The organism is Streptomyces tirandamycinicus, assembly GCF_003097515.1.
Lineage (GTDB): Bacteria > Actinomycetota > Actinomycetes > Streptomycetales > Streptomycetaceae > Streptomyces > Streptomyces tirandamycinicus.
In genome coordinates this window covers 4,140,173-4,165,729 of sequence record NZ_CP029188.1, presented here as the reverse complement: position 1 = coordinate 4,165,729, position 25,557 = coordinate 4,140,173, and the positions used below count along the sequence as shown (strand labels likewise).

Annotated in this window: 16 protein-coding genes and 2 pseudogenes; 7 read left to right on the top strand and 11 right to left on the bottom strand. The window is 74.8% G+C overall.

Features of this window, described 5'->3' with window-relative positions; genetic code table 11:
• Positions 1–210: 210 nt before the first annotated feature.
• Together purH and purN are read right to left on the bottom strand one after the other, a co-directional pair.
• Positions 211–1,791 (bottom strand): bifunctional phosphoribosylaminoimidazolecarboxamide formyltransferase/IMP cyclohydrolase, encoded by a 1,581-nt coding sequence (gene purH / locus DDW44_RS18535; protein WP_017946506.1) that lies wholly within the window; start codon positions 1,789–1,791, stop codon positions 211–213.
• Complete coding sequence (purN, locus tag DDW44_RS18530; protein ID WP_017946507.1) at positions 1,778–2,395, bottom strand: phosphoribosylglycinamide formyltransferase; 618 nt, start codon at positions 2,393–2,395, stop codon at positions 1,778–1,780. The genes purH and purN overlap by 14 nt, the downstream gene beginning before the upstream one ends.
• Before the next feature lie 227 nt (positions 2,396–2,622).
• Here purN and DDW44_RS18525 point away from each other — a divergent pair, with 227 nt between their 5' ends.
• A complete protein-coding gene (locus DDW44_RS18525; RefSeq protein ID WP_108907111.1) occupies positions 2,623–3,441 on the top strand; it encodes a hypothetical protein in 819 nt (272 codons plus the stop codon).
• A 352-nt stretch (positions 3,442–3,793) separates the two neighbouring features.
• Here the strand turns inward: DDW44_RS18525 and DDW44_RS18520 are convergent, their stop codons facing one another.
• Positions 3,794–5,953: a cell division protein PerM gene (locus tag DDW44_RS18520; protein WP_108907110.1), complete on the bottom strand. Its 2,160-nt coding sequence runs from the start codon at positions 5,951–5,953 to the stop codon at positions 3,794–3,796.
• 116 nt (positions 5,954–6,069) lie between these two features.
• On the opposite strand from DDW44_RS18520, the gene DDW44_RS18515 reads away from it, so the two are divergent.
• On the top strand, positions 6,070–7,761 hold the full coding sequence (locus tag DDW44_RS18515; RefSeq protein WP_108907109.1) for a helix-turn-helix domain-containing protein: 1,692 nt from the start codon (positions 6,070–6,072) through the stop codon (positions 7,759–7,761).
• Positions 7,762–7,958: 197 nt separating this feature from the next.
• Here the strand turns inward: DDW44_RS18515 and sucD are convergent, their stop codons facing one another.
• The 7 genes from sucD to DDW44_RS18480 form a co-directional block, all read right to left on the bottom strand.
• On the bottom strand, positions 7,959–8,843 hold the full coding sequence (gene sucD / locus DDW44_RS18510; RefSeq protein ID WP_017946511.1) for a succinate--CoA ligase subunit alpha: 885 nt from the start codon (positions 8,841–8,843) through the stop codon (positions 7,959–7,961).
• A gap of 20 nt (positions 8,844–8,863) precedes the next feature.
• Entirely contained in the window at positions 8,864–10,039 is a 1,176-nt protein-coding gene (gene sucC, locus DDW44_RS18505; RefSeq protein ID WP_027731805.1) for an ADP-forming succinate--CoA ligase subunit beta, read from the bottom strand.
• Between the two features lie 652 nt (positions 10,040–10,691).
• Complete coding sequence (locus DDW44_RS18500) at positions 10,692–11,702, bottom strand: hypothetical protein (protein ID WP_108907108.1); 1,011 nt, start codon at positions 11,700–11,702, stop codon at positions 10,692–10,694.
• 88 nt (positions 11,703–11,790) lie between these two features.
• Complete coding sequence (locus DDW44_RS18495; RefSeq protein ID WP_167455511.1) at positions 11,791–12,915, bottom strand: hypothetical protein; 1,125 nt, start codon at positions 12,913–12,915, stop codon at positions 11,791–11,793.
• Positions 12,916–13,066: 151 nt separating this feature from the next.
• Complete coding sequence (locus DDW44_RS18490; protein WP_108907106.1) at positions 13,067–14,257, bottom strand: VWA domain-containing protein; 1,191 nt, start codon at positions 14,255–14,257, stop codon at positions 13,067–13,069.
• Positions 14,254–16,698, bottom strand: coding sequence for a DUF5682 family protein (locus DDW44_RS18485; protein ID WP_108907105.1), 2,445 nt, complete (start codon positions 16,696–16,698; stop codon positions 14,254–14,256). The genes DDW44_RS18490 and DDW44_RS18485 overlap by 4 nt, the downstream gene beginning before the upstream one ends.
• Complete coding sequence (locus DDW44_RS18480) at positions 16,695–17,807, bottom strand: AAA family ATPase (protein WP_108907104.1); 1,113 nt, start codon at positions 17,805–17,807, stop codon at positions 16,695–16,697. The genes DDW44_RS18485 and DDW44_RS18480 overlap by 4 nt, the downstream gene beginning before the upstream one ends.
• 117 nt (positions 17,808–17,924) lie before the next feature.
• Between DDW44_RS18480 and DDW44_RS18475 the strand changes: the two are divergent.
• The 3 genes and pseudogenes from DDW44_RS18475 to DDW44_RS18460 form a co-directional block, all read left to right on the top strand.
• A pseudogene (locus tag DDW44_RS18475) lies at positions 17,925–18,302 on the top strand (SWIM zinc finger family protein); the annotation flags it as partial.
• Positions 18,303–18,664: 362 nt separating this feature from the next.
• Positions 18,665–19,627 (top strand): annotated as a pseudogene (locus DDW44_RS18465) (SWIM zinc finger family protein); the annotation flags it as partial.
• A gap of 116 nt (positions 19,628–19,743) precedes the next feature.
• Complete coding sequence (locus DDW44_RS18460; RefSeq protein WP_108907103.1) at positions 19,744–21,351, top strand: DUF5691 domain-containing protein; 1,608 nt, start codon at positions 19,744–19,746, stop codon at positions 21,349–21,351.
• Positions 21,352–21,783: 432 nt separating this feature from the next.
• Here the strand turns inward: DDW44_RS18460 and icmB are convergent, their stop codons facing one another.
• Positions 21,784–22,191 (bottom strand): coenzyme B12-dependent isobutyryl CoA mutase small subunit, encoded by a 408-nt coding sequence (gene icmB, locus DDW44_RS18455; RefSeq protein WP_017946519.1) that lies wholly within the window; start codon positions 22,189–22,191, stop codon positions 21,784–21,786.
• 408 nt (positions 22,192–22,599) lie between these two features.
• Between icmB and DDW44_RS18450 the strand changes: the two genes are divergently transcribed.
• A complete protein-coding gene (locus DDW44_RS18450; RefSeq protein WP_108907102.1) occupies positions 22,600–23,529 on the top strand; it encodes an esterase/lipase family protein in 930 nt (309 codons plus the stop codon).
• Between the two features lie 208 nt (positions 23,530–23,737).
• Positions 23,738–25,372, top strand: coding sequence for a M23 family metallopeptidase (locus DDW44_RS18445; RefSeq protein WP_108907101.1), 1,635 nt, complete (start codon positions 23,738–23,740; stop codon positions 25,370–25,372).
• Positions 25,373–25,557: the final 185 nt, after the last annotated feature.

Genomic DNA, 25,557 nt, shown 5'->3' with positions numbered 1-25,557 from the left:
CGTCCGGCCTCCGGCGCGGGCAGAGGCCGCAGCCCCCTCCGCGGGACGTGAGGGGGCTACGACATGCCGCCCGGCGCGATCAGCCCGGGCACGGGCACGCACTCACGCACGCACGCACGCACGCACCCGGATGCGAACACGGGCGCCCCGGTCCGGCGTTCTCCGGCCGACCGGGCGTTCCCCGGCCGACCGGGCGTTCCCGGGCCGGTCTCAGTGGAAGAAGTGCCGCGTACCCGTGAAGTACATCGTCACGCCGGCCTTGCGCGCCGCCTCGACGACCTGCTCGTCACGGACCGAACCGCCGGGCTGGACCACTGCCTTGACGCCCGCCGCGGTCAGGATCTCCAGCCCGTCGGGGAACGGGAAGAACGCGTCGGACGCGGCGTAGGCCCCGGCCGCCCGGTCCTGGCCCGCGCGCTCGACGGCGAGCCTGGCGGAGTCGACCCGGTTGACCTGGCCCATGCCGACGCCCACGCTCGCACCGCCCTTGGCGAGGAGGATCGCGTTGGACTTGACGGCGCGGCAGGCCCGCCAGGCGAAGGCGAGTTCGGCGAGCTCGTCCGCGGAGAGCGGCTCACCGGTGGCGAGGGTCCAGCCGGCCGGGTCGTCACCCTCGGCCTGGAGGCGGTCGGCGACCTGGAGCAGTGCTCCCCCGTCGATCGGCTTGACCTCCACCGGAGCCGACGGGGCGTCGGGGCAGCGCAGCACACGGATGTTCTTCTTGCGGGCCAGCACCTCGACGGCGCCGTCCTCGTAGTCCGGGGCCACGATGACCTCGGTGAAGATCTCGGCGACCTGCTCGGCCATCGCCACCGACACCGGGCGGTTGACCGCGATCACCCCGCCGAACGCCGACAGCGGATCGCAGGCGTGGGCCTTGCGGTGCGCCTCGGCCACGTCGGCGCCGACCGCGATACCGCACGGGTTGGCGTGCTTGATGATGGCCACACACGGCTCGTCGTGGTCGTACGCGGCACGGCGGGCGGCCTCCGTGTCCGTGTAGTTGTTGAACGACATCTCCTTGCCGTGCAGTTGCTCGGCCTGAGCGAGCCCGCCACCCTGCTCGGTGACGTACAGGGCGGCGTCCTGGTGCGGGTTCTCGCCGTAGCGCAGGACGTTCGAGCGGTGGTAGACGGCGCCCAGGAAGTCGGGGAACGCGCCCGCGGCGGAGCCGTTGCCGGATGCCGCGTCGGCCGGGGCGTACGAGGAGGCGAACCAGGACGCCACGGCGACGTCGTACGCGGCCGTGTGCTGGAACGCCTCGGCGGCGAGGCGCTTGCGCGCGGCGAGGTCGAAGCCGCCCGAGGTGACCGCGGTGAGCACGTCGGCGTAGCGCGCCGGGCTGGTCACGACCGCCACCGAGGGGTGGTTCTTGGCGGCGGCGCGGACCATCGACGGGCCACCGATGTCGATCTGCTCGACGCACTCGTCGGGGCTCGCCCCCGAGGCCACCGTCTCCCGGAACGGGTACAGGTTCACGACCACCAGGTCGAACGGCTCCACTCCGAGCTCGGCGAGCTGCTCGCGGTGCGCGTCGAGGCGGAGGTCGGCGAGGATCCCGGCGTGCACGCGCGGGTGCAGCGTCTTCACGCGGCCGTCCAGGCACTCCGGGAAGCCGGTCAGCTCCTCGACCCCGGTCACCGGGACACCGGCCGCGGCGATCCTCCCCGCGGTGGAACCTGTGGAGACGAGCTCGACGCCGGCCTCGTGGAGCCCGCGGGCGAGCTCTTCCAGCCCCGTCTTGTCGTAGACACTGATCAACGCGCGACGGATGGGCTTATTCACCGACATGAACCTTTCGTCCCTCAATGCGGTAGCCGTTGCGGGCCAGACGCCCCACGACCTCGACGAGCAACTGTCGCTCGACTTCCTTGATGCGCTCGTGCAGAGCGGATTCGTCGTCCTCGCTGCGGACCTCGACCACGCCCTGGGCGATGATCGGGCCCGTGTCGACGCCGTCGTCGACGAAGTGGACGGTGCACCCGGTGACCTTCACCCCGTAGGCGAGTGCGTCACGCACTCCGTGGGCACCGGGAAAGCTGGGCAGCAGGGCGGGGTGCGTGTTCACGAACCGGCCGCCGAAGCGGGCCAGGAAGTCCTTGCCGACGATCTTCATAAAGCCGGCCGAGACGACGAGGTCGGGCTCGTACGCGGCCGTCGCCCCGGTCAGCGCGCGGTCCCACTCCTCGCGGGTCGGGTGGTCCTTGACCCTGCACACGAAGGTGGGAATCCCGGCGGCCCGGGCACGCTCCAGACCGGCGATCCCCTCCCGGTCCGCACCCACGGCGACGATCCGGGCACCGAAGCCTTCGGGATCACCGCCGATGGCGTCGAGCAGCGCCTGGAGATTGGTGCCGGATCCGGAGACCAGGACGACGAGGCGGGCGGCAGCCACAGGGGACTCTTTTCGCGTTGCGGTTCCTGTTTGTATGGTCGTACGAATGAAACGAGTCCGGCGATGGGGGAACTCTACGAAGCCGTCGACCGTCGGCAACGATACCGGCACACCGCGCGGCCCCCGCGGGACGGGGGCCTGGCCGGGAGGTAGCGTCTGGGGGCAGGGCCCGTCCCCAGACGGAGTACCCGCGTACCGAGGTACCAGAGGGGAAGACGTTCACCACCATGCCGGACCGTCGCCGCCGCACGGCACTCCGCCTCCCGCTCTCCGCCGAGCGGGGCTCCCTGCTGCTGCGGGAACGCCAGTCCACCGAGCCCGCGGAGTCACCCAAGGACGAGAGCAATCCGTTCGCACCGCCGCCGGCGGGCTCGCCGGACCGGCCGTGGCACCCGCGGCACGGGTCGGAGGACGACTCATCGCCGGGCCGGGACCGGAACGGTCCGGGTGACGACGGCGAGCGCGAGGAGGGGCGTGCTCCCGGGGGCGGCCGGTGGAGCAGCCGCCAGCCCGGCCGCTCCTCGGGCGGCTTCGGCGGCCGGCCGGGCAACGAGGGCGGAAGCGGCGGCGGCCAGGGCGGCCCGGACAAGGGCCCCGGCCAGGGCACCGGCCTGCGCTGGGACCCGACGGACCCGGTCCAGCGCCGCGCCCGGTACGCGCTGCTCGGCGGCATGTGGGCGTTCTTCTTCGCCCTGTTCGACTTCCCCGAGATCGCCCTGCTCCTCGGGGCGCTGGCGATCTACTGGGGCGGCAGCTCGCTGCGCGCCAAGTCCCGCCGTACGGGACAGGGAGGCACGGCACCCACGGCCGCCCCGTCGCCGGGGACCCCGGGGCAGCCGGGAGGCAGGCCGCAGGTGACGGCCGCCGTGAGCGGACTGGTGATGGCCGTGGTCGCGCTCACGATCGTGGCGATGACGTTCACGATGCAGCTGGTGTACCGCGACTTCTACACCTGCGTGTCCGACTCCCTGACGAAGGCCGGCCAGATGTCCTGCAACACCCTGCTGCCGGAGCCGCTGCGCGGGGTCATCGGCGTCAAGGAGTAGCCGCCCCGGCCCGAGCGGCGGCCGCGACGGCGCATGCGATGGGGGCACCCCGGCCGGGGCCGGGGCCGCGGCCGACCGCCCGGGGCCGGGGCCGCCGGTCTGCCCGGTCGCAGGCCTCCGGTCTGCCGCTCCTACGGCCGCCCCGCTGCGGCCGTCCGCCGGTTCCTTGACCGCCACCGACCGCGCGGCGCCCGGTTCGCCCGTTCTCGGGCCCGTGGGTCCGCCGGTTCGCGGGTCCCCCGGTCCTCCGGCTTGAACTGCGTGACACGTGGCCTGCCCGTCCACCGGTCCGGACGGCGTGACACGGCCGCCCGCACGGGATGTGCGGGTGGCCGTCACCCTGTGCGTCCGATCAGGGGGCGGCGTCGCCGTCCGGGGACGCCGCCTCGGGACGCGGCTCGACGGGGGGTACGGATCGGCCGGGCCCCTGCGCCCCCCTGCCGGAGACACCCGGCCAGCTGCCCAGTCCACTGCCGCCGACCGGGCCGAACGGTCCGGATGCAGGCGGCTGACCGGCCGCCGGTGCCCCGTCGGGGCCGGGTACGGCGGGCACGGACTTGTCCGCCCGGGAATCCGGCGGGGGCACGGGCATCCCGGCCGTGGATTCCGGCATGGGCACGGGCCTATCGGCCGTGGATTCCGGCGCGGATTCCGGCGCGCGATCGGAGTGCTCAGGGGACGGCCTCGCCGCCGGGCCCGGCCCGGCAGCCGCCATCCCCGGCCCCACCGGTGCTCGGCCGGGCATCGCGAGGACGGGCGGCAGTTCGTCCCAGGCACCCCCGGTGATTCCGGGGCCTCCGGCGGGCATGGCGAGCCAGGAAGGCGGCTGCGCGTCCGGCACGGAAGTCCCGGCCGGGGACACCGCCGAGGCGGTCGGGAGGGCCGGGACGGTCTGACGGTACGAGCCGGCCGGGTCGGCCGGGTCGGCCGGGTCGGCCGGGTCGGCGGGACCGGCGACGTACGGGAAGGCATCGGCTCCGGGCGTGATGCCCGCCCCCGGCCCGGCGCCGGGCAGCGAACCCGCCCCGCCGGGTGCCTCCGGTGCCGACCCACCGGCCGAATCCGGAAAGGCCGGGGACGCCGACGAGGACGGCGCGGCCGGGGACGGAAACGGGATCGCCGCCATCAGACCGCCCGACGCCTGCTTGATGGCCTCCCAGCGGGGGACCCGCAGCCGGCGGTCGGCGTCGCGGAAGCGCCAGGCGTGGAGCGCGAGGGCCACGGGCACCCCCACCACGGCCGACCAGAGGAGCGCGGCCGGGCCGGTGAGCCACCAGACCGGACCGAAGGCGGCCAGGACGCCCGTGCCGAGCGCCCCGCCGGACGCCGCCGCCAGGACGGCCATGAGCACCCCGCACACGACCGCCGCCAGCAGCGTGGTGAGCACGGTCTCGCCTCGGCTCACCGGCGCCGCCCCGGCAGGCGTCCCGGCGGGCGTCCCGGTCGCCGGGAGGCCCGCATCGCGGGCCCCCGCACCCCGCAGGCCCGGCTCCGCGGACTCCGCCCGCGGAGCCGCGAACCAGGCCAGCGTCAGTCCGGCCGCGACCGGCACCACCAGCGCGGCGAGGCCCGACGGCGTCCCCGTCCGGTCCAGCGGTACCGCGGCGAGCAACGGGAAGGGGGGCAGCGCGGGAGCCCCCGCGAGCCCCAGCGGCGTCGCCGTCGCGCCCGCGCCGAGGATGAAACCCGGGCCCAGTCCGTACGAGGCCGCCCAGACCGCGGCGTTCGGCATCAGTGCCAGCACGAGCAGCAGCAGCGCGAACCTGCCCTGCCAGTCGTGCGCGAGCCGCACGAACGCGTCCTGCGCCGCGTCCAGGTGCCCCACCAGCGAGATGCCGACAAGCAGCGCTCCACCGCCGACCAGCACCGCGATCGCGAGCCCCGCGGCCCGGAAGGCCACGATCACCCATGAGCGCGCCACGGCGATCCGCACGGCCCCGGGAACCCACACGGGCGGCGGACCGAACGGGCGCCCGTACGCCGTCCACACCCCGGCCGCGGCCATGAGCACCACCAGCACGGGTACGTGCAGCAGCGCGCTGAGGGGGTCCGCAGCGAGTTCACCGCCCCTGCAGTAGAGCGCCGCACCGGCCGCCACAAGCAGGTAGCCGCAGCTCACACCGATGAGCGTGGTGCTCGCGGACGGCTGCCGCCAGCCCTCCGCCGTCTCGACGGCATCGCGCGCGGCCCGGTACACCAGGAAGGCGGGCATCGCCGCGAGCAGCAGGGGCACGAGCCCCACGGGCGCGGGCACCTCGGACAGCGTCTCGGTTCTGATCAGCTCCGTCCCGTGGGCGAGCAGCCACATGGCGGCGGCCGCGTGGAGAGCACCCTCGGGTCCGCTGTCCGGGTACGGGGAGCTGATCCACATCACCGTCACGAGCGCGGCGAGTGCACCGAGTCCGAGGCCCGCGGCGATCGCCCCGCGCATCAGGGACGTCACCAGCGCGGCCGCGGAACTGCCGCCCTGCACGGCCACGGCCACGGGGCCGCGATCGGTCGTCTGGGTCACGCGGCCATGCTGCCAACGACACGCGCTTTATCCACGTAACGGGAGTTTGCTCGATGTGTCGCTAAAAATACGCTTATGTACTTTTCGGCCCAGTACGCCCTCCCCGGGAGGTCTTCATGACGAAGAGCACCGCGGACAGCACCGAAGCGGCCGCACCTCCGCTGCCCTCGCCCAAGGAGCGCCGCAGGCTGCGTGAGGCGAAGGCGCTGTCCGAGGCCCAGCTGGCGGAGGCGCTGGGCGTCACCAGGGCGACGGTCAGGGCCTGGGAGACCGGCCGCGCTGATCCTCGAGGCCGCAAGCGCGAAGCGTACGCGAAGCTGCTCGCCGCCTACGACGCCGAACTCTCGTCCCGGGAGTCCGAGGCCGAGGAGGCCGAGGAGGCCGAGGAGGCCGAGGACGGCGGCGGGCTTCCTCCGCACGAGCCCGAACACGCGGGCGGGGCCGAGCGGACCGACCGGAGCGAGCAGGCGGGCGAAGCCGGGCACCCGGGCGGGAGGCGGTCCGGAAGCCTTCCGTCCCCACCGGAGCACCGGCCCGGCGCAGGCGGGCGCGCCGGGCGGCCGGAACGCACCGGGAACGCAGCCACCGGCCGAGCGGCCCGAGGTACCACCGGCGGTCCCTCCTCCGGAAGCCCCGCTGACAGGAGCCCGGCCCCGGAACCCGCCGCCGGGGGCCCCAGCGGGGGCCCAACCGCCGCGGCCGCTGCCGCCGGAGGCCCCGTCGCCGTCGGCACCGCCGCCGGGTACCGGAAAGCGGGCACGAGCCGGCCCGGGAGCCCCGCGCCACCGCCTCCCCTGGAACCCCCGCGTCCGTACCCCGGTACGCCCCTCACCCGAGGCGCCGACGAGCGGCACCAGGACCGGCACCGGGACCGGGACCGACGCGAGGACCACCACCAAGAGCAAGCCGGAGAGCGACGCGGAGGGCAACCCCGAAGGCAACGCGGAGAGTCGGGCGACGCCCGGCCGCCCGCCCGGGACGGGGCCGCGCTCACCGCGGAGCAGGCGTTCGACGAGTTGTACGCCCGGACCGCCGCCGGTCTCGCCCGCCAGACCCTGCTGCTCACCGGGCGGGAGTCGCTCTCGCGTGAGGCCGTCGAGCGCGCCTTCCACCTGGCCTGGCAGCGCTGGCCCGAGGTCGCCGTGGACCGGGATCCCGCGGGTTGGGCACGGGCGGCGGCGTACGAGTACGCCCTGTCGCCCTGGCACCGCCTGCGCCGCGTCCACCGCCGCCCGGACCCGGTCGCGTCCGCCCGCCCGGCCTCGGCCGCGTACCCCGGCGGGCGTACGCTCCGCGAAGCCCTGCTCGGGCTGCCGCCGTCGTACCGCCGCACCCTGCTGCTGTACGACGGCCTGGGCCTCGACCTCCCCGATACGGCGGCCGAAACGGAGGCGAGCACACCGGCCGCCGCGAACCGGCTGCTGAACGCCCGCGCCGCCGTGGCCGAGCAGATCCCCGAGCTGGCCGAACCCGACGCACTCCAGCACGAGCTGAGCGATCTGGTGGAGAACCTGGCAACGCCACGGCTCTCCCCGGCCCACTCCGTGCGCGGCGGCAGCGAGCGCCGGGCCGAGCTCTGGACGCGCGCCGCGATCGGACTCACGGTGCTGATCCTGGGCGCCGCCGCCGTGACCATGGCCGTCACCGAGGACCACTACGAGCCGCCGCAGGCGCCCGGTGAGCAGGTCGGCGGGGTGCCGCCGAGGTACGGGCCGGAGCCGTACTCCAAGGAGGACCACCGCCTCCGCGTCCAGCTCCACTCCCACCCCGGCGCGGGTCCGGCGCGCCTCGTCCCGCTGGCCCGCTGACCCCGGGCTCCCGGGCTCCCGGGCCCTCGGGCACCAAGGGCACCCCGGGCACCCCTGCGCACCGCACCCGAGGAGGCGGAACGCGACTGGGCCCGCACCCCGGAAGTCCGGGGTGCGGGCCCAGTCGCATGCCCTCCCGCAGGGGCGGCCGTCGCGGCCGCGCCCGGGGGATCAGCGGGGATGATCAGCCGGAAGAATCAGCCGAGCAGGATCTCCCGCGCCAGCTTGGCGGTCTCGGTCGGGGTCTTGCCGACCTTCACGCCCGCGGCCTCCAGGGCCTCCTTCTTGGCCTGGGCGGTGCCGGAGGAGCCGGAGACGATGGCGCCGGCGTGGCCCATGGTCTTGCCCTCGGGGGCGGTGAAGCCCGCGACGTAACCGACCACCGGCTTGGTGACGTTGGCCTTGATGAAGTCGGCCGCACGCTCCTCGGCGTCGCCGCCGATCTCGCCGATCATCACGATCAGGTCGGTGTCCGGGTCGGCCTCGAAGGCCGCCAGGGCGTCGATGTGGGTGGTGCCGATGATCGGGTCACCGCCGATGCCGACGCAGGAGCTGAAGCCGATGTCGCGGAGCTCGTACATCATCTGGTAGGTCAGCGTGCCGGACTTGGACACGAGACCGATGCGGCCGGGCTTGGTGATGTCGGCCGGGATGATGCCGGCGTTGGACTGGCCGGGGGTGATGAGGCCCGGGCAGTTCGGGCCGATGATGCGGGTCTTGTTGCCCTTGGCGCCGGCGTACGCCCAGAACTGCGCGGTGTCGTGGACCGCGACGCCCTCGGTGATCACGACGGCGAGGCCGATCTCGGCGTCGATCGCCTCGATGACCGCGTCCTTGGTGAACTTCTCCGGCACGAAGATGACGGTGACGTCGGCGCCGGTCTTCTCGACGGCCTCCTTGACCGATCCGAAGACCGGGATCTCCGACCCGTCGAAGTCGACGGTGGTGCCCGCCTTGCGCGGGTTCACGCCACCGACGATGTTCGTGCCGGAGGCCAGCATGCGCCTGGTGTGCTTCTGGCCCTCGGAGCCGGTCATGCCCTGGACGATGACCTTGGATTCCTTGGTGAGGAAGATAGCCATGGTGTGGTGTCCCTCGTCCCTTACTTCGCAGCCAGCTCGGCGGCCTTGTCGGCCGCGCCGTCCATGGTGTCCACCCGCTCGACGAGCGGGTGGTTGCGGTCCGCGAGGATCTGGCGACCCAGCTCCGCGTTGTTGCCGTCGAGGCGCACGACCAGCGGCTTCGTCACGGCCTCGCCCTTGGCCTCGAGGAGCTCCAGGGCCTGCACGATGCCGTTGGCGACCGCGTCGCACGCGGTGATGCCGCCGAAGACGTTGACGAAGACGGACTTGACGTCCGGGTCGCCGAGGATGATCTCCAGGCCGTTGGCCATGACCTCCGCGGAGGCACCGCCGCCGATGTCGAGGAAGTTGGCGGGCTTGACGCCGCTGTGCTTCTCACCGGCGTACGCGACGACGTCGAGGGTCGACATGACCAGGCCCGCGCCGTTGCCGATGATGCCGACCTCGCCGTCGAGCTTGACGTAGTTGAGGCCCTTGGCCTTGGCGGCGGCCTCGAGCGGGTTGGCCGACGCCTTGTCCTCGAGCGCCTCGTGCTCCGGCTGGCGGAACTCGGCGTTCGCGTCCAGCGACACCTTGCCGTCCAGCGCGATGACGCGGCCGTCGGCGACCTTGGCGAGCGGGTTGACCTCGACGAGGAGGGCGTCCTCGGCGACGAAGGTCTTCCACAGGGTCACCAGGATCTCGGCGACCTGCTCGGCCACGTCGGCCGGGAACTGCGCGGCCTCGACGATCTCCCGGGCCTTCTCGGCGGTGACGCCGTCGTTGGCGTCGACGGGGATCTTGGCGAGCTTCTCGGGGGTCGTCGCGGCGACCTCCTCGATGTCCATGCCGCCCGCGACCGAGGCCATGGCCAGGAAGGTGCGGTTGGCGCGGTCGAGCAGGTAGGAGACGTAGTACTCCTCGGCGATCTCGGGAGCCGTCTCGGCGATCATCACCTTGTGGACCGTGTGGCCCTTGATGTCCATGCCGAGGATGTCCGTCGCGCGGGCGACGGCCTCGTCCGGCGTGGCGGCCAGCTTGACGCCGCCGGCCTTGCCGCGGCCGCCGACCTTCACCTGCGCCTTGACGACCGAACGGCCGCCCAGTCGCTCGGTCGCCTCGCGCGCCGCCTCAGGCGTGTCGATGACTTCACCGGCCAGCACCGGTACACCGTGCTTGGCGAAGAGGTCCCTCGCCTGGTACTCGAACAGGTCCACGCGCGTCCGTCCCTTTGCTTCTCATCGTCGCAGTAGTGATCCGCGGTTCGTTGTCTGCATGGGCGTGCCGCGAAGGGCAACGTGACTGCGCGGTCACTGGGGAGGCGTACACGGTGTCCGGGCACGCGGCATGTCCGCCTCGCAGGTTATCCCCGTGGGACGTGGGTCCCTAAATCGCGGATCACAACCGGGCGGTGATACCTGTCACAGATCGCGCGCACCGGGGAACCCGGGGTTACGGGGCGGCCACGCGCCGGGCACGGTCCGGCATCGGGAGCTCGTGGACGCCGCACACCCGCGTCAGCGCGGCCGGACCGGCCCGCCGGGAGCGGCCGCGCCCACCGCATCGGCGTCCGTACACGGGGGCGTGGAAAGCGACCGCGCCCGTATGCGGGGCGTGAAAAGCAACCGCGTCCGTTCCTGGGGCCGAGGCTGCGGTCACGTCCGTACTCGGGGCGTGATAGGCGCCCGCGTGCGTACCCGGGGGCGAGGCTGCGGCACGTCGCGACACGAGGGTGAGGGCCCGGCCGCGTCCGGGCACGGGGCCGTGCGGGACGACCGGTTCCGCACACGACGGCGGGCGGCCCCCACCCCAATGGGGACCGCCCGCCTGTGCGCGTGACCCGCCGGTCAACCGCTGTGCTTCGCCCGCTCAGAAGCCCTGGGTCGAGTAGCCGCCGAGGGAGTCGACCCAGCCCGGGGTGATCGCGTCGGCCGCGCCCTGCGCACCGGCGACGGCGTTGCCGACGGCCGGCGAGGCGGCAACCGTGCCGTGCACCTGCTGTGCGAACGGCTGGACCTCGGAGACCACACCACCCGCGAACGGCGTCACCTCGCCCACGACACCGTGCGCGAAGCCGCCGGCGCTGCCGCCGACACCGTGGGCGACCGGCTGGACGTGGTCCACGACGGTCTCGACGAGCGGCTGCACGGAACCGACGACACCGTCCGCGAAGGGCTGGACACCGCCCGCCACGCCGCCCGCGAACGGCTGGACCTCGGAGACCACACCGCCCGCGAACGGCGTCACCTCACCGACGACACCGTGGGCGAGGTGGCCGGCGTCGCCGACGGCCTGACCGGCCACCGGGAGCACACCGCCGATCGCACGATGGGCGATGGGCGGCAGGACGTCCCGGGCCGTCTCGTCGGCGATCGGGGCGGCGTGGGCGACCGCGTCGGCGGCGTACCCCTGAGCGGCGGCCGGGGCCCGGTCCACCAGCTCGGGAGCGAAGGAGGACAGGGGGCCGAAGAGGTAGTCGACCTCGGCCTCGGCGTCGGCCACCGCGCCCTCGGCGTGGGCAACCGCGCCCTGGGCGTGGCCAACCGCGCCCTGGGCCTGCTGACGGGCCTGCTCCGCGGTGGCGGCGACCGGGGCCTGGGCCTCCTCCCGTACGGTGCTCTCCGCCTGCCCGGCGGTGGCGGCAGCGGTTCCGGCGGTGGCGGCAGCCGCGGCCTTCGCCTTGCCGGTGGCGGCGGTGGTGACCCGCGCCTCGGCGACCCCGGCCGCCGTGTCCTCGACGGAGTCGGCGGCCTTGTCGGCGGTGGACAGGGCAGGGGAGGTGGAGGGCAGTTCGTCGGCGCCGGCGGCGGCGGTGCCGACGGCCCACATGCCCGCTGCGCCCGCGGCGACGGCTATGGAGCGGCGGATGTTCTTGTTCATGATCGGGAAAGTCCTTCGAGTTCCGAGGGATAGGGCAGACCTGTTCCGCCCCCGCGCGGCAGGTCTCGGGCAGGGGTGAAGGCCTGCCCTATCCGGGGAACTCGGGAATCTCCCGCAGGCGGTCGCATACGCCGGAGTCCGCCTCGGGCAGCCCCGAGCCGGGCGGAAGCGCGCGCACCGGGGCGCCCTGGAACCACGCGGCGGGCTGGTCGCCGGGGCGGGGGGTGTGGCTGTCACCGGCGGTCTGCAGCACGGCGGCGCCGTACGGCGCCGCCGGGGAGCGGCCGGGGTGGCCCGGGTGAGGCTGGTCGCCGACGCCCCCGCGCAGGACCTGCGAGCGGCCGTGGTGGGCGGCCCCGGCAGGCGGCGGGGTGTCGTGGGCGGGCCGGAACTGCCCGACCTTCACCGGGCCCGAGCGGCCCTCGTCGGTGCCGGCCGCCTCCTCGTGCACGGCCTCCGCCGCGGGGGGATCTCCGGGCCGGAGCCCCGGCGGGACGCGGCCCTGGGCCACGTCCCAGACGTCGCCTCCGGACAGCACCGGTACCGGGACGGGGAGCAGGTCCTCGCCCGGCCGGCCCTGGCCGGGTGCCTGCCACGGCCCCGCGGATACCCCGGCGGAAAGCGTGCCGGCGACTCCGCCGAGGGACTCCGTCGCCTCGGCGGCCGCCTCTCCAACCGTCCTCCCGGCCGGCTGCGTCACTGTCTGCGTAACCGTCCGCGTCACCGTGCCGGTGACGGAGGCGGCGCCGAAGACCGGACGGGCCGCCTGCTCCGCCACGAGCCCGGCGACCGGCCGCACCTCCCGCACCACGGGCCCGGCGACCCGGCGCACCGCGTCCACGTCCTGCTCCACGAGCCCGGCGACCGGCCGAACCTCGTCCACGTCCTCGGCCACGTCCGGCACTACAGGCTCGGCGACCGGCCGCACCTCCCGCACCACGCGGTCGGCGGCCGGGCGCGCCGTACGGTCGACCGCTTCCGCGGCGACCGGCGCCGCGTCGCCACGGAGTTGGCGGACCGGACCGGCGGAGCCGGCCTGCGACACCGCCGAGGGTTCCCCGGGCCGCTCCACCGCGTGCGCCTGGCCGCCGAGGGCGAAGCCCAGCAGCACCAGTCCACCGAGGAACAGCAACGCCTTGAGGGCGCGCACCGCATGCCGGCCGGCCGCACGGCGCGCAGGGCGTCCGGCGGCAGGGATCCGAGCAGCGGTCACAGTCGAAATGGGGCGAGCCCTCCCAGTTGCGGAACATGGCCCTCCGGGGGCAACGGTGACGATGCTCGCATGAGTCTCCCGGGGTTGTGCAAGTCCCTTGTTACTGATGAGTCGCTCTGTCCGGTATGCGTGCTGACCTCGTGTCCGCCTCTCATATGACCGCCGGAACCGGAAGCGGCCGCTTCTCGATCGCGGCCGCCATGACGTCGGGGAAGAGGTCGGGGGTGCACGCGAACGCGGGCGCGCCCAGGGCCGCCAGCGCCGCCGCGTGATCACGGTCGTACGCGGGCGCTCCCTCGTCCGAGAGGGCCAGCAGGGCGACGAACTGCACCCCCGACGCCTTCATCGACGCGACCCGCTTCAGCATCCCGCCGCGCACACCGCCCTCGTGGAGATCGCTGATCAGCACGACGACGGTGTCGGCCGGCCGGGTGATCTGGGACTGGCAGTAGGCGAGCGCACGGTCGATGTCCGTGCCGCCGCCGAGCCGGGCGCCGAAGAGGACGTCCACGGGGTCGTCCAGGCGATCCGTCAGATCGACGACCGCGGTGTCGAAGACGACGAGCCGGGTCGTGATCGCCCGCATCGAGGCGAGCACCGCGCCGAACACCGAGGCGTGGACGACGGATGCCGCCATCGACCCGGACTGGTCGACGCACAGCACGACGTCCTTCCGCAGGGACCGGGAGGCGCGGCCGTGGCCGATGAGCCGCTCGGGCACCACCGTGGCGTACTCGGGCAGGTAGTTCCCCAGGTTCGCCCGGATCGTGCGGTCCCAGTCGATGTCCCGGTGCCGGGGCCGGCTGACACGCGCGCCGCGGTCGAGCGCGCCCGTGAGCGTGGCGCGGGTGCGGGTCGCCAGCCGCTTCTCCAGCTCTTCGACGACTTTCCGGACGACCGCACGGGCGGTCTCCCTGGTGGTCTCCGGCATCGCCTCGCCGAGCGACAGCAGCGTGCCGACGAGCTGGACGTCCGCCTCGACGGCCTCCAGCATCTCGGGTTCCCCCAGCAGCGCGGACAGCCCGAGCCGGTCGATGGCGTCCCGCTGCATGACCTGGACGACGGAACTCGGGAAGTACGTGCGGATGTCGCCCAGCCACCGTGCGACGGAGGGCGCGGAGCCCTCCAGCCCGGCCGAACGCCCGCCGCCGCGCCCGTCCTTGCCGTCGCCGCTTCCGTAGAGTGAGGCCAGCGCCCCGTCCATGGCCTCGTCCGGGCCCGTCAGGACGCGGCCCGTGCCCTCCCCCGGCCCGCCGCCGAGCACCAGCCGCCAGCGCCTCAGCCGCTCGTCGGGCGCCGTCCCCGCTTCCGCCGAGCCGCCCGTCGCCTCCGACCCGGTCACACCCGCTCCCCCTCCAGAATCAGCCGCAGTACGGGCAGTACCGCGTCGGCCCGCCGCTCGTCGAGTCCGGACCCGAACCCGGGTGCCCCGGCTCCCTCGCCCACCGGCCCTGCGGCCGCGCTTCCCCTCCGTGCGAGCTCGCCGAGGGTGCGGCGCACACCGGCCTCGTACGCCGAGAACGTGCGGCGGAGCAGCGGGAGGACGTCCGTGAACGCGCCGGCCGGCACCGAGGCCAGCCAGCCGTCGACGAGGCTGCGAAGGCGCTCGTCGTGGACGAGGAGCATCCCGCCTCCCGACGCGCCGCCGAGGAAGCCCTCGATCCACGCCGCCGCGTCCGCGGGCGGGGTGCCGGGAGAGAGGGCGAGGCCCATCAGGCGTGCCGCCTCCTCCCCGGCGAGACGTCCGCCGTCCAGCAGCAGCCTGGCCGAACGGCCCCGTATCAGCCCGGGCACGCTGTCCCGCCGGACGATTCCGCGCAGCACGTCCGCCCAGCGTCCGCCCAACTCCGCGGCCTGCGGGAGCAGTCCGATCGCCGAGTGGACTCCGTCGAGCCGGGCGCGCATCCGGGCCGCGGCGTCGGCGTCGAGCCCGGCGCAGGCGGGCGGCAGCCCGACGCATATGCGCTCGGCGAGTCCTGCGGCCACCTCGCCGAGGGTGGCGGTGTCCGTCGCCCGCACGTCCCCGTAGCGCAGCGAGCGGGCGAGCGCGGGCAGGGCCTCGGCGAGACGGCCCACGTCCGCGTCCAGCGCGGCCCGGTCGGCGATCGCCCGCATCACCACCGGCAGGGCCCCGGGGAGTTCGGCGAGCAGGCACCGCTCGGCCAGGGAGGTGACATCGGCCAGGGCCGGGGCCGACAGCGCCTCCGACTCGGCCTTGGCGGTGGCGGCGGAGAGCACGGTCGTTCCCCAGACGCCCGCCTCGGCGACCCTGACGTACAGCTCGGGCTCCCAGCGCAGCCGCCAGGTCTCGCGGAACGTGCCGGTCGAGCCGCGGCCCACCGCCGGGCGCCCCCAGCCGACGCCGAGGAGCCGGAGCCGGTGCAGCAGCCGGCTGCGGGCGGCGTCGTTGTCCTTGCGGAGGTCGAGCTCCAACTCCCGCTCGGACGGCTCCGGTCCGAGCCGCAGGCTGCGCTGGAGGCGGGCCAGATCGCGCTGCAGCGGCACCGCGGGGGCGGTGTCCGGGACCTTCCCGAGAACGTCCCCGACGGTCAGCCTGTCCCGCACCAGCGCGAGGGGCACCTCGGAGCCGTCGCACAGCACGGCCCGGATCGCGTCGGTCGTCTCCCCGAGCCCGGGGAGCGGGCGGTCGCGCAGGGCCGCGAGGGTATGGGCCAGCCGGACGGCCTCGATGACATGGGCGGAGGACACCATCCGGTCCTCGTCCCTGAGCAGCCCGGCCGCCCTGGTCATCCAGCGCTCCACGGGCCGGTCGGGCGCGTCGAACAGATGGGCGTACCAGCCCGGTGCCTCGATGCCCGCCCCGTATCCTCCCCCGCCTTCCGCCGGGCCTCGCCCGGGAGGAGCCCCGCGGCGGGCGAGCCTGCGGTGGGTCCAGGGCACCCAGGTCACCTCGGTCCTGACCCTCGGGAGGCCCTTCAGCAGGGCGCGATCCGCCGCGGCGGTCGACCGGGCCGTCAGCGCCGGCCCGTGCCAGGCGCCGCAGACGACCGCGACCTCGTCCCCGAACTCCCTGCGTGCCGCCCGCAGCTGGATCCGCATATGGGCCTCACGGACGAGGTCGCGGCGACGCCCTCGGTGGCCGTACCGCTCGCGGAGGGCCGCCATCGCCTCGCCGACGGCGGCGAACGGCGCGAGCGCGCGGTCCGCCGCCTCCGGACCCGCACGCCCCGCCGCCTCCCGACCGGTACGCCCCGCCGCCTCCGGATCCGCACGCCGTGTCGCGTCCGCACCGGCGCGGTGCTCGACGACGTCCTCCCACCAGCGCTCCGGGTCGTCGTACCCGGCGGCTTCGGCGAGCGCGCCGATCGGGTCGGCACGCGGCACCGGCTCGCCACCGGGGACGGCGTCCTCCTCGTCGCCCCACGAGGGGTCGGCGGCCAGGGAGTGCGCGGCGGGCAGGTCGATGAACCGCACCGCCGCGTCGCGGGCCAGCGCCCAGCGCATCGCCACCCACTCCGGGGAGAACCGGGCGAACGGCCAGAAGGCGGCCCGCCCCGGGTCGTCCACGGCATGGGCCAGCAGGGCGACGGGCGGCACCATGGCCGCGTCGGCGGCGAGCGGCAGCAGCGCGTTCGCCTCCGGGGGGCCTTCGATCAGCACGGCCCCCGGCTCCGCCGCGTCCAGCGCGGCCAGCACGGCCCTGGCCGAGCCCGGCCCGTGGTGCCGCACCCCGAGCACCAGGGGCCCGTCGCAGGGCCACGCCCGGTCCGGGTGCCCCGCGCCCCCGGGCACCCGGGGCGGGGACGCCGCCGGCGCCGTCATGCGCTCACCTCCCGGCAGGCCCGGTAGAAGTCCTTCCAGCCGTCCCGCTCGCGGACCACCGTCTCCAGGTACTCCTGCCAGACCACCCGGTCCGCGGCCGGGTCCCGCACGACGGCACCGTGGATGCCCGCCGCCACGTCGCCGGACCGCAGCACTCCGTCGCCGAAGTGCGCGGCGAGCGCGAGCCCGTTGGTGACGACGGAGATCGCCTCCGCGGTGGAGAGCGTCCCCGACGGCGACTTGATCCTGGTCCGCCCGTCCGAGGTGACGCCGTCCCGCAGTTCGCGGAAGACCGTGACGACCCGGCGGATCTCGTCGATGCCCTCGGGCGCCGCCGGCAGGTCCAGCGAGCGCCCCAGCTGGCCCACGCGCCGGGACACGATGTCGACCTCCGCTTCGGCGGACGCGGGCAGCGGCAGTACCACGGTGTTGAAGCGGCGGCGCAGCGCGCTCGACAGGTCGTTGACGCCGCGGTCGCGGTCGTTGGCGGTGGCGATGAGGTTGAACCCGCGGACCGCCTGGACCTCCTGCCCCAGCTCCGGGATCGGGAGCGTCTTCTCCGACAGGATCGTGATGAGCGAGTCCTGCACGTCGGCCGGGATGCGGGTGAGCTCCTCGATCCGTGCGGTCGTGCCGCCGGACATCGCCCGCATCACCGGGCTGGGCACCAGGGCGTCGCGGCTGGGGCCGTGGGCGAGCAGCCGCGCGTAGTTCCACCCGTACCGGATCGCCTCCTCCGGTGTGCCCGCGGTGCCCTGCACCAGCAGGGTGGAGTCGCCGCTGACCGCCGCGGCCAGATGCTCCGAGACCCAGGTCTTGGCCGTGCCGGGCACACCGAGGAGCAGCAGCGCGCGGTCGGTGGCGAGCGTCGAGACGGCGACCTCGACGAGCCGGCGCGGGCCCACGTACTTCGGGGTGATCACCGTGCCGTCGGGCAGTGCGCCGCCGAGCAGATAGGTGGCCACGGCCCACGGCGAGAGCCGCCAGCGGGCCGGGCGCGGCCGGTCGTCGGCCCGGTCCAGTGCCTGGAGTTCGCGGGCGAACGCGTCCTCCGCGTGCGGGCGCAGGGCTTCGGTGCCGGTGTCGGCCCCGGTTTCGGGCACGGTCATGGATCCCCCTCCAGATCGTCGGCCGAATGCGTTCCCCACCGTGCACCACGGCACTGACAACGGCCCGTCCCCGCAGGCCGGAAGGGATTGTCAGTACCTGCCCGTAGCGTCGTCGCCATGAATCAGCAGGGGGTGCGCTGGACGGCGGAGCAGGTGCTTGCCCTGGCTCCCGACGCGGCGTCGCGCACGGCGGGAAGCGGACTGGGCACGCCCGGCCCGTGGTCGGAGACGGGCGGCAGCGGCGCCGGGGCCGTCTGGGGCCTGTGCAGGGGCAGCGGCGGCGGGCCGTACCGGACGGTCGTCGACCCGTCCGGCCCGGCGTACCGGTGCAGTTGCCCGAGCCGCAGGGTCCCGTGCAAGCACGCGCTGGGGCTGCTGCTGCTCTGGGCCGGTGGCGAGGGGGCGGTGCCGGACGCCGAGGCGCCCGGCTGGGCCGAGGAGTGGCTGGCCGGGCGGCGCGCGCCCGCCCGGCGGCGGGAGCCGGCGGCGCACGGCGGGCCGCCCGAGAACGGCGTCACCGAGTCCGGTGACGGCGAGGTCCTCGCCGCCGCCCTGCTCTCCGCGACCGCCTCCGCACCGGCGTGCGGAGCTCGCGGGCCAGGGACTGGAAGCCGTCCACGACCGGTCCGGGGATCGGCGTGTCGGTCCGCCCCTTGAGACCGTCCTGCCCCGGCATGTACCACGGCGGGCCGAGCAGGAACTCGGGAAAGCACACCAGATCGATGTCACCGCCGCCGCAGACGTCCTCGATCGCCTGGTACGCGTTGCGCAGGCCTTCCTCGTGATCGTCGACCCATTGGGTCTGCACTACCGCTACCCTCATACGACTCGTCTCCTCGGGATGCCACCGGTGGATGGATCCGGCGGCGGCCCGGCGGCGGGCGGAGCGCCGGGCGGCGCGGATCACCGCCGGAGCGCGGGAGCTCGAACGGCGGCTCGCGGATCTGCTGCGCGGCGGGCTGGCTTCCGCGGAGCAGCCCGGATACGGGCTGTGGGAGGAGACGGCCGCGCGCATGGTCGACGCGCAGGCCCCCGGACTGGCCGGGCGGGTGCGTGAGTTGGGTGCCGTACCCGGTTCCGGCCGGGGCTGGCCGGCCCGGCTGCTGGAGGAGTGCGCGCTGGTGCACCTGCTCGACCGCGCCTGGCTGGAGATCGACCGGCTGCCGGAGTCACTCGCCGCCACCGTGCGCACCAGGGTGGGCCTGCGGGCCCCGGCCCAGGGCCCCGCGATCCGGGACGACTGGCTGGTCCTCGCGCAGTACGACTCCGCGGACGCCGGGCTGACCACCCGCCGGATCTGGTTGCACGGCCGGGAGACGGGCCGTACGGCTCTGCTGCTGTCCTACGGCGCGGCCGGGCGGGCGCCGCGGCTCGCCCTGCCCGCCGGGCTGACGGTCGACGCCGAGATCGTGCCCTACGGGGGCGCGGGGCAGCTGCGGGCGGAACTGCGCGAGCGGTTCGGCACTCCGGTGCCCATCAAAACACCGCCGCCGGGCGGTTCCGTGGAGGAGGCGCTCGCGGCGTACGGGAGGGCGCTGCGCGACGACCCGTGGCTCGACGCATGGCCGGTCACGCTCGAGGACGTGGTGCCGGTGCCCTCGGACGAGGGCTGGCAACTGGCCGACGCCGGGGGGACGTCGGCGCTGCCCGTCGCGCCCACCGGGGTGTCCCGGCCCGGTCTGTGGAGACTCGTCGCCGTCTCCGGCGGCGGCCCGGTCACGGTCTTCGGCGAGTGCGGCCACCGCGGCTTCGCGCCGCTGGCGGCCTGGTCCGGCGACAGCCCCGAGACGGTCGCCCTCACATCGGCCGCACGGCCGTGAACGGCACCACGCGATGCGGCGGCGCTCGGCGCCGCCCGGCTCGGGTCGCGACACTCCCGGCCCCCGGGGACCGGGGTCTCCCCACAGGATCAGGCTGGACGCACCCGGAGGACCCGATGTCCCGCACCACCCGTACGACGTCCTGGGACGAGCTCGTCACCTCGGCGCTGCTCGGCACCGACCGGCGCACCCCGCCGGACGGTGCGCCGGCACCGGGACGCGAGGCACCGCTGGCGCTGCTCGACGCAGCGGCGGTGCACACGGTGCGGCGACGAGCCGGGCTGCGGCCGGCGGCGGCCCGGCCCCGGCCGGAGCCCGCGCCGCGGGACGACCGGAGGGAGCTGCCCGAGCCCGCCCGGCGGCGGCTGGCCGCACTGCTCGCCGACCGGGCCGCGCCCGCGGGCTCCGGAGGGCGGCGGGGAACCACGCCAGACCTCACCGAGCTCCTGCCGCAGTGGCTCGCCGCCGCGGCGGCGCACGGCTACCGCGCACCGGCCTCGGAGCTGCCCGCGCTGCTGGACGCCGCCCGCGCCCGCACCGATCTGCGGCCCCTGGCGCTGCGCTTCGCCGGGCCGCGCGGGATCTGGCTGGCCGGTCTCAACGCCGAGTGGCGGTTCGCCCTCCGCGGCGCCGCGGGGGGTACGGCCCTGCCGGCGCCCGGGGACGGGGACGCGGTTCGCCGGCTGTGGGAGGAGGGCCTGTTCGCGGAGCGGGTCGCGCTGCTGGCGTCGATACGCGCGCACGACCCGGCAGCGGCGGTGGCCCTGCTGTCGGAGACATGGCAGACCGAACGTGCGGAGGACCGGCTGATGTTCCTGGACTCCCTGCGCACGGGGCTGTCCGACGCGGACGAGCCGTTCCTCGATCACGCCCTGTCCGACCGCAGCCGCAACGTCAGGGCGACAGCGGCCGAACTGCTGTCCGCGCTGCCGGGGTCCGCGCTCGCCGGGCGGATGGCGGCCCGCGCGGCGGTGTGCGTGGGCCTGGACCGCACGGCGGCCGTCCCGACGATCGACGTCGAGGCGCCGCACGAGTGCGACGGCGGGATGGAGCGGGACGGGGTCGTCCCGGCAGCCCCCTCCGGGCGCGGCGAACGGGCCTGGTGGCTCGGCCAGCTGGTGGAGGCGGCCCCGCTCGCCACCTGGCCGGAGCGACTGGGCGGCCGGACGCCGCAGGAGATCGTCGCCCTGCCGGTCGCCGACGACTGGGGCGACGAGCTGCACGCGGCCTGGTGCCGCGCGGCGGTGCGCCAGCACGACGCGGACTGGGCCCGCGCGCTGCTGGGGATACCCTCCCAGCCGCCCGCGACGGGCCCCGGTACGTCCTCGCTCGCCGAGCGGGCGCAGCTGCTCGCGACGCTCCCGGCGGAGGAACGGGCCGCATGGGTCGCCGGGTTCATCTCCGCGCACGGCCTGTCCGAGGCGTTCCAGCTGCTCGGCGTCTGCCCGGTGCCATGGGCGGAGCCGCTCGGCCGTGCGGTGGTCGACGCGCTCGACATCGCCCGGGACGCGGGGAGCTATCCGTGGAGCTTCAGCGGGGTGATGGGTCTCGCGGAGCGCTGCCTCGACCCCGCTGAGGCGAGCCGTCTCGAGCCCCTCACCGCCACCCCCGACGAGCCCGAAGGGGCGTCACCGGGAGCGGGCGGCTACTGGTCCGAGGCCTTCCGGCGACTGGTCGCGACGCTCCGGCTGCGCGCCGCGATGCACGCCGAGCTGTCGGCGTAACCGCGGGCGCGCCGCACGCGGCGCCGGACGCCGGGGGCCACGGCCCTCGGCCTGCCCGGCCGGGACGCGGGCGTTCCCGCCCCGAGTGGAGCGGGCGCCCGTGCGCCAGGGGGAGCGGGCGCTCCGCACGACACCCGGCGCCGCCCTCCCGGCCGGGGTGTTCCCGTGCCGCATGATCGGACCCGCCCGCACCGAGGCGCCAAGCGTCCACCGCGTACCCGCCGGGCGACCGTGGCACCGGGCGACCGCAGCACCGGCGCCGAACCCTGCCCGGACCTGCGCCGACCGCCCTGCACCGGCCGCCATGCACCGGCCGCCATGCACCGGCCGCCATGCACCGGCCGCCATGCACCGGCCGCCATGCACCGGCCGCCATGCACCGGCCGCCATGCACCGGCCGCCATGCACCGGCCGCCATGCACCGGCCGGACCCTACGCCGGCTGGCGGACGTTCGCGTTGACCCAGTCGACGATCGACGCCGTCGTCGCACCCGGGGTGAAGATCTCCGCGACGCCCTGCTCCTTCAGCGGCGGAATGTCCGCCTCGGGGATGATCCCGCCGCCGAAGACCTTGATGTCCTCCGCGTCGCGCTCCTTCAGCAGCTCGATCACCTTCGCGAAGAGGGTGTTGTGCGCGCCGGAGAGGATGGACAGGCCGATCGCGTCGGCGTCCTCCTGGATCGCGGTGTCGACGATCTGCTCGGGGGTCTGGTGCAGTCCGGTGTAGATGACCTCCATACCGGCGTCCCGCAGGGCTCGTGCGATCACCTTCGCGCCGCGATCGTGGCCGTCGAGACCCGGCTTGGCCACCACCACGCGGATCGGACCGGTCACACCCATCACTGCCTCCACATACCGACGGTGCCGCCATTGGCACTGTGCCCTCATTGGCGCCCAGGCGTGCCGATCGACGCGCGGTGCGCCGCCGTGGCACGGATCCCGTGCCGCGTCCCGGGCCGACACGGACCCGGGAGGTGAACGAACGTTATCCACAGATCTACAGCATCCCGCAAGCCGCCGTTTCGCGGTGGAGAGCGAGGGGGAAATCACATGTGGGACATATTCGCTACGCGCCGTACCCGCCGAAGTGCCCCGGGCAGCGGTCGGGACGCCGCGAGGGAGCCGCTGTGCGGTCGCCGTGATCACCGTGCCGCACGCCGCGCGGCCCGTCGGTCGTGACCGTGGGCAGCCCCATGAGGGCAACGGGGGCCGGAGCCGCGCCCCCGTGCGCCAGTCGGGAGGTCGGCCATGGGGTTGCTGCCGCCACTGCGGATGAGATTGCCGGTCGCCCTGCTGCGCGCCACGATGCTGGAACTGGCCATTCTCGCCGCCCACATGATCGTTTACCCGTCGGGCCTGATTCCGGAGCGTCGGGCCTCCCGGCCCACCCCCGCCGGTGCCGCACCCCCCGGCTCCTCCGACTCCTCCGGCTCCTCCGACTCCCCTGACTCCCCCGGCGCCGCCCACGGCCTCCCGGACACGCCCGACCTTGCGGAGACGCACGGCTCCGCGGCACCGCCTTACCTCCCGGCGCGGTCACCGCGGCATCCGCCGGCCGTGCTGCTCCACGGCTTCGTGGACAACCGGTCCGTGTTCGTCCTGTTGCGCCGGTCCCTGGCCCGCCAGGACGGCCGCCCTGTGGAGTCCCTCAACTACTCACCGCTGACCTGCGACATCCGGGCCGCGGCAGAGTTGCTGGGCCGTCATGTCGAGGAGATATGCGCCCGCACCGGCCGGCCGCGCGTCGACATCGTCGGACACAGCCTCGGCGGACTGATCGCGCGGTACTACGTCCAGCGACTCGGGGGTGACGGGCGCGTGCGGACGCTCGTCACGCTCGGCACACCCCACACGGGCACCAGAGTCGCCCCGCTCGCCAGCGCACACCCCATCGTGCGCCAGATGCGTCCGGGCTCCGCCGTGATCGAGGAGCTGGGACTGCCCGCACCGGGCTGCCGCACCCGGTTCGTCAGCTTCTGGAGCGATCTGGACCAGATCATGGTGCCGCTGGAGACCGCGCGGCTGGAGCATCCCGATCTGATGGTGCGGAACGTCCGCGTGAGCGGCATCGGGCATCTGGCCCTTCCGGTCCATCCGGCGGTCGCGGCAGGCATCCGCGAGGCACTCGAGATGTCCGGCGCGGAGGCCGAGTCACCCGGTGCCGTATCGGCGGCATGAAGTCGAACAGCAGTCGAACGTAAGGCCAAAGCTCCGTCCGCAGTCCGCCGAAACACCGCCGAATGCCCGTTTCCCGTTGCCTCAAAACCTTCCGAAGATTGTCGGCGTCGCATACCGCCGGGTACAGTCGCGCCACTGCGTTGCCTCCGGGGACCCCGCGCAGGGCGCCCCCGGATGTGGTCCTGCTGTCGAGGCGAGAGAGAAGTTGGTGAACGACCAGCACCCCCACGCCGGGTACGACGCGTACGCCACCGGCAGCTTCGACACCGACCCGCTCTTCGGCACGATGCCCGGCGGTCACCAGGACGGCCATCTCCCCTATGGCGGCCAGTACGGCGCGGAGCAGTGGTCCACCGGCTCCCCGACGGGCTACGACGCCTACGGCAACCCCCAGCATGCGTACGGGCAGCAGTACGGCGCAACGCATTTCGACGGCGGGCAGTACGACGCCGCGCAGTACGACGCCACCGGCCAGTGGGACGCCAACGCCTGGAACGAGGCGGGGCAGTTCACGGCGGGGCAGTTCGAGTCCACGGCGCAGGCCTACGACACCGGCGGCCAGTGGACCACGACCGGCCACGCCACGGCGACCTCGTACGAGACCGGCGCCTACGACGCCACCGCGTGGAACTCGGCGGGCGCCGACGCCACCGCCGTCCAGCCTGCTTACGACGACCACACCGGGCAGACTCCGGGATCCGAGCACGCCGGGTACGCGGTACCCGAGGAGCCGCACGACCACACCGGGGCCTTCATCCCCGAACAGTTCTCCCCCGCGACCGAGTTCGGCGCCTCCCCGGAGACGCAGCCCGGCACCGGGACCGGCTGGGAGACCGAAGCCGGCCTCGAGGCAGGGACCTGGGCCGATACCGGAGTCGCGACCGATACCGGGACCGGGACCGGGACCGGGACCGCCGGAGAGTACGCGGAGTACACCGAGTACGAGCCGGAACGGCCGCCGGTGGACGCGTACGACGAGGAGCAGCCCTCCGGACACGGCTCCGAGGCGGAGCTGATCGCCGGCGCCGCCACCGTCACGGCCCCCGCCGTCACCCTCGCCGCCGACCCGGCCCGACCCGTGCGCAGGGCGGGCGGCGCCCGCGGCCGCCGCCGCACCCCTGCCAAGCGCTCCGCGCTCCTCACCGTCGCCGTGCCGTCCGTCTGCGTGATGGGAGTCGCCGGTGTCGCGGCCGCCTCGGTCGGCGGGCTCACCGACGGCGATCAGCCGCAGGACGGCAACACCGCCGTCACGGCCGCCGATCAGTCGTCCGTGAAGCCCGTCGTCGCGAACAACGCACTCGACACCCAGCTCGCCGCGCTCAGCGCCGACGCCCGCGACTTCGGCGACCGCGCGAGCCGCACCCAGGAGCGCATCGACCTCAAGGCGCGCCAGGAGGCGGAGCGCAAGAAGCGCGAGGAGGAAGCCGCCCTGCGCGAGCGGCTGCGGCCGAAGTTCGCCCTTCCCGTCGCCCAGCACGGCCTCAGCGCCTACTACGGTCAGGCCGGGGTCAACTGGATGTCCATGCACACCGGAATCGACTTCCCGGTGTCGTACGGGACACCGGTGATGGCCGCGACCGACGGCACCGTGCGGACGCAGTGGAACAGCGCCTACGGCAACATGGCCATCGTCACCGCCGCCGACGGCACGGAGACCTGGTACTGCCATCTGAGCAGCACCAAGATCCGTTCCGGCAAGGTCAAGGCCGGTGAGGTGATCGCCTATTCCGGCAACTCGGGCAACTCCACCGGCCCGCATCTGCACTTCGAGGTACGGCCCGGCGGCGGCTCGGCGATCGACCCGCTGGCGTGGCTGCGCAGTCACGGCCTCAGCCCGACCTGATCGCACCGGCAACGGCAACCACGCACCTCCCCCTGCCGGGACCGCCCGGCACTTGCCTCACGCACGCGTTTCCGTCTGCCCGCGCGGCCGTGCGTCACACAGGGGCTTCCGCCTCCGCCCGGCCGTACCTCACGCCCGCGTTTCCGTCTGCCCGCTCGGCCGTACCTCACACACGCGCCTCCCGG